Origin of the sequence: Pandoraea sp. B-6, from assembly GCF_000282835.1 — a bacterium.
Taxonomy (GTDB): domain Bacteria; phylum Pseudomonadota; class Gammaproteobacteria; order Burkholderiales; family Burkholderiaceae; genus Pandoraea; species Pandoraea cepalis.
The window spans coordinates 279-4,587 of sequence record NZ_KB290548.1; the positions used below are offsets into that span (position 1 = coordinate 279).

The following is a 4,309-nucleotide window of genomic DNA, read 5'->3' on the forward strand; positions in this document are numbered from 1 at the left end:
ACGTGCCGAGACGCAGCGCGAACAGCGCGAGCAACACACCGGCGACAACCAACACAGCAGCAAGAATCTTGGTGGCTTTGTTCATGGCTTGGGGCCTGAAGGCCGTTCAGTCACAACTTGCGGGACGCCGGCGAACCGACGGCATGACAACCTGGCATAACCGCACATCTCATTTGGGCGCTCGGGGCGAATGTTCGTGGCACCTGCGCGCCGCTCTCCTGTAATGCTCGCGTCTCTCATTTAGCTGCCGCCCAACGTCGATGTGTCGAGCGTGATCGCGGCCGTCCCGACAATGTTTTGCGGCACGAGCGCTCCCAGCCCCGGCCAATTGACGGTCATCGGCTGGGTCAGCGTCAACGTGACGTGAACGATGCATTGCGAACTGGCGCTGGTGCCCGACGCCGGACACGGGTAGGTCGCGTCGGGCGTAAAACCGGTGCTCACCGCCGACGCCGACGGCCAGGTCAACGTGGTGTTGATCGCCTGCGTGGCGTATCCCTGGCGCTGCGCCATGGTGCCGGCGCGCAGCATGGCGCGGCCAGCCTCGGAGGCGGCCTGCGTCAGCATCTGCCGGGCAAGAATGGTGATGGAGAACGCGACGGCAACATAGAACGCGGGCAGCAGGATCATCAGGATGAGCATGAATTCCAGCGCGGCGACGCCACGCGAGCGCGTGCCTCGCAACCCTGACCCTGCCCGTGCCCCAAACCGCTTCATGACGATGCTCCCCGTCGCTCACGGCACTGTGTGGCCGTGTTTGGCGACGCATTGGTCATACTAATTTGCGCGGCGTCGCCCGCGCCTCTCGTTATTTCGGTGCCGCTTGCCGCCGCACTCGTCATTGCCTGTCTTCACCTGTGGCATGTGTCGTGGAGACCCGCACGACCTGCCGCTGCCTGACTCAATGCAACCTTTGTTACGACCGCACTTACCGCACTACAAGCGCCGCCGCTGCCAGATAGGCCCCGTAGGGCAATCCGATGCGTCCGGCTCGCCACTGCAGAACGCGTTGCCAGGCGGTGGAAGCGCTCAGGCCATCGCACCATCGCGATAGCCACTTCAACCGCAAGGTCAACAACACCAGCGCATGCCCCCCAGCCGCCACGCTGGCCAGGCACCAAACCGGCAGCAGCGCGGAATACCCCGCCACCAGCCCAATCAGCGCGAAAAGCTTGACATCGCCCGCCGCCATCACGTTGCGCCACCAAAAAGGTAGCAGTGCGATCAATCCCAACAGCGCGCCGAGCCCGTGAACCCACATGACCCGAGGCTCGCCATGCCACGCTCGCCATGCAATCCAGATCAGTGCCAGCCCTCCTACGCCCAACAGCCAGACATTCGGGATACGGCGCGCGACCAGATCGGTGATCACGATCGGCAGGCACAACAGCCACAGCAAGGTGAGCACGTTGCGTCTCGCGTCAGTGATTCACGGCGGACGTTGCGACCGACGTGAGGTTGCTGAACACATTCGTGAGCACGGTCGTCAAATTGGTGAACACCGTCGCGCCGACCAAGAGGGCGACGATGGCGGCCAGAATGCCGTACTCCAGCGCCGTGACCCCTGTCTGCCGGGACAGGCTGCGCTGCCGTCCGGCCTCCCCTGTTCGCTTTGCCCGCATGATTCGCGTCCTCGCGAATACTGCCGCCTGCCACCCTGAAGGACGCCAGAAAATTACGGTGTCCTTCCCAATATTGCCAACCACAATCTCGCCCCCCGTGCCACCACGCTCACGCCGGCGCCAAACAGGTCGCGATGCCGGAACGTCATGAACCGACGTTCGTGACGACCGACGTGATCTTCGAAAATACCGACGTGAATACCCCTGACAGGTTCGTATAAACCGCGCCACCGATCAGCACGGCCACGATCGCGGCGAGAATGCCGTACTCCAGTGCCGTGACCCCGCGTTCGTCGCGAGCAAACAGTCGAATGCGATTGCCGAGTTTCATATCACGCTCCCACTAAAAAGGCGCCAAGCGCCCGTTCGGACACAACGGAACATTGACGGCCTCTCGGTCGCCGACGCACGTGCGCCATATCGCTTATCAATGCTTGAGTTCGGCCTCGGATTCGTTGCGCCATCAGGCTTGCGAACCCCTTTTGCGTTGTACGCCAATATTTCTACGCTTGTCGATACCGCTTTTGTCGCGGCGTACGCTTTTTTTCGATGCTAATTTAAACCTGCAAACAAAAACTAGAGTCTTGCTTCCAATCACCCTGGAGAATGTAAGAAAGCGTTACATCGATGGATCAAACAATACTCCAAATCCAGATAATCCAACGCCCGCGAGGGAAAACCATGATGGGTGTCACGCCACACGTGCACGCGCAATACCTGTAGCACGCCGCTAAATATCGATTCATCTGATTCAACGGATTCACCCCGTGTTGTCGCTGTTGATCACCGTTGCACTTCGTTCAACACCCCCGCCTCCCGACATCCCCCGACACGCGCCTCGCCCAGAAACGAGATTCGGCTCGCCAGCGCCGCGACACGCCAGCATCCAGCCTTTGCGCGCCTTGCACGCTCAAGCGTCGCATGGCTTGGCAATTTACTTCGTATTTCTACACGACACCGACACCGGTCTCGCCGGGAACGTTACGTAACGTTCCCCGTAACACCCCCGTAACGGGAACGGCATTTCGACGAAAACCGCTCATTTTTCGATGGCGTTAACCCTGCCCCATCCCCCTTCCGAAGACGGTCGATCTCTCGATCCGAAAGATTCTTGTTTTCCGAAACGCAAGTAAATACAGGCTTTCCAGCCCGCCTCCGGAAAAACTAGAAGTTTTATTCAAACCCAGCCTTGGCGATTGGCACAGCTCTTGCGGATATCCCTGCATCGCAACGCTGAAGATCACCGGGGGACACCATGATCATTGGCAATACCAATCAAACGATGCCGCGCCCCGCCGTCCTGTCTGGCGGGCAGCAACGCATCGCGGCAACGCAGCGCAGCGCTGCTGCCGAGAACGATCGTAGAGGCGCAAGCCCAGGGAGGGGCGGTGCAGAAGGCGGTGGCGTACGCGCCACCGCCACACCGACCGATTCGCCCATCGCCGCTCGCGCCGACCACACGCATTCGGCCCACGCGATGACGGGCCCCGATAGCGCGATCGTCAACGCGCTCCTGTTCGCACTCATCGCACAACGCATGAACAGCCGATTGGCAGCGCAAGACGCGCTCGCCTGACCAACGATACAGACCAGAGGACATCATCATGAAAAACATTCAACGCCATCTTCTCGCTTCCGCCTGCCTGCTCGCGATCGTCACGATGACCGGCTGCGCGAGTTCGGGCTCCGGCGGAACCAGCGGGTCGCTCGGCGATAGCGGCACCAGCGCCGGCACCGGCGGCGGCGGCGGCGGAACGGGCGCCGGCACGGTGACCGACGGTTCGGGCCTCAGCGGCAATGGCGGCGGCGGAAGTGGGAACGGAAGCGGCGGCAATGGAGACGGCAGCGGGAACGGCGGCACCGGAAGCAGCGCCGCGACCAACCCGATCGGCACCGTGGCCGCCACTGCGAGCACGGGTGTCGTGACGCAAGTCGGCAAGACCGTTAGCGATCTGGGCACCACGCTGGCCGGCACGCAACTGCCGCTGGTCAGCACGCAAACGCAAAGTGGTCTCGCCGGCGCCGCCGTCTCGACCGGCAACGCTGTGCAGACCCTTGGCAATGGCCTCACGAACGGTCTCGGCAAGCTGGGTTCGGTGAGCGATCCGCTCAATCCGACGCTCGCCAGCGTGGGCGGCGCGGTCACCGACCTCGGCACGGCCGGCACGCAACTGGGTAGCGCCGTCGCCGGCCTCGGGCAGACCGGTCCGCTGGCTAATACGCCGGTCAATGGCGTAACTACGCTGCTTGGCGGTGTCGTGACGTCGGTAGGCATGGCAGGCCAAAGCCTCGGCAGCGGTTTGACGCAGACGATCACGAGCGGCCCGGTGCAGCAACTGACCACATCGCTCTCGTCGGCCATCACGCCGATCACGAACGTCGTGACCAATACCACGCAAACGGTCGGTAACACGACAGGCCTCGGCACACCGGTTTCCGGACTGCTGGCGCAAATCGGCGGCGGCCTGGCCGGTGTCGGCACGCAGATCGCCGGTCAGCTCAACAATCCGGTGGCCACGGACGTCGGCGGCATCGTGGCGGGCGTGGGTAACACGGTGGCCAGCCTGGGCGGCGCGGTCCACGGCACCCCGACGAGCACCAACCCCCTCGCCCCGCTCACCTCGCTCCTTGGCGGGCTGCCCGGTGGCCTCGGTGGTGGCGCTGGCGCCGGCCCGCTGGCTCCGGTC

6 protein-coding genes are annotated in these 4,309 nt (G+C 63.1%); 2 read left to right on the forward strand and 4 right to left on the reverse strand.

Annotation, left to right across the window (positions count from 1 at the left end; translation table 11 throughout):
• Positions 1–240: 240 nt before the first annotated feature.
• The 4 genes from A985_RS0119185 to A985_RS0119200 form a co-directional block, all read right to left on the reverse strand.
• Positions 241–717 (reverse strand): TadE/TadG family type IV pilus assembly protein, encoded by a 477-nt coding sequence (locus A985_RS0119185; protein ID WP_026132154.1) that lies wholly within the window; start codon positions 715–717, stop codon positions 241–243.
• Between the two features lie 211 nt (positions 718–928).
• Positions 929–1,408, reverse strand: coding sequence for a prepilin peptidase (locus A985_RS0119190; RefSeq protein ID WP_017234998.1), 480 nt, complete (start codon positions 1,406–1,408; stop codon positions 929–931).
• A gap of 13 nt (positions 1,409–1,421) precedes the next feature.
• Positions 1,422–1,622, reverse strand: coding sequence for a Flp family type IVb pilin (locus A985_RS0119195; RefSeq protein ID WP_017234999.1), 201 nt, complete (start codon positions 1,620–1,622; stop codon positions 1,422–1,424).
• 145 nt (positions 1,623–1,767) lie between these two features.
• Positions 1,768–1,953, reverse strand: coding sequence for a Flp family type IVb pilin (locus tag A985_RS0119200; RefSeq protein ID WP_017235000.1), 186 nt, complete (start codon positions 1,951–1,953; stop codon positions 1,768–1,770).
• Positions 1,954–2,877: 924 nt separating this feature from the next.
• On the opposite strand from A985_RS0119200, the gene A985_RS0119205 reads away from it, so the two are divergent.
• Both A985_RS0119205 and A985_RS27190 read left to right on the forward strand, forming a co-directional pair.
• Entirely contained in the window at positions 2,878–3,198 is a 321-nt protein-coding gene (locus A985_RS0119205) for a hypothetical protein (protein WP_017235001.1), read from the forward strand.
• 28 nt (positions 3,199–3,226) lie between these two features.
• Positions 3,227–4,309, forward strand: a 1,083-nt coding sequence (locus tag A985_RS27190; RefSeq protein WP_017235002.1) for a collagen-like triple helix repeat-containing protein, incomplete at its 3' end; no start/stop codon positions are given.

Coding starts and splice junctions, on each gene's coding strand:
- A985_RS0119195 (WP_017234999.1), bottom strand. CDS start 1,622: ATGCGGGCAAAGCGAACAGGGGAGGCCGGACGGCAGCGCAGCCTGTCC.
- A985_RS0119185 (WP_026132154.1), bottom strand. CDS start 717: ATGAAGCGGTTTGGGGCACGGGCAGGGTCAGGGTTGCGAGGCACGCGC.
- A985_RS0119205 (WP_017235001.1), top strand. CDS start 2,878: ATGATCATTGGCAATACCAATCAAACGATGCCGCGCCCCGCCGTCCTG.
- A985_RS0119200 (WP_017235000.1), bottom strand. CDS start 1,953: ATGAAACTCGGCAATCGCATTCGACTGTTTGCTCGCGACGAACGCGGG.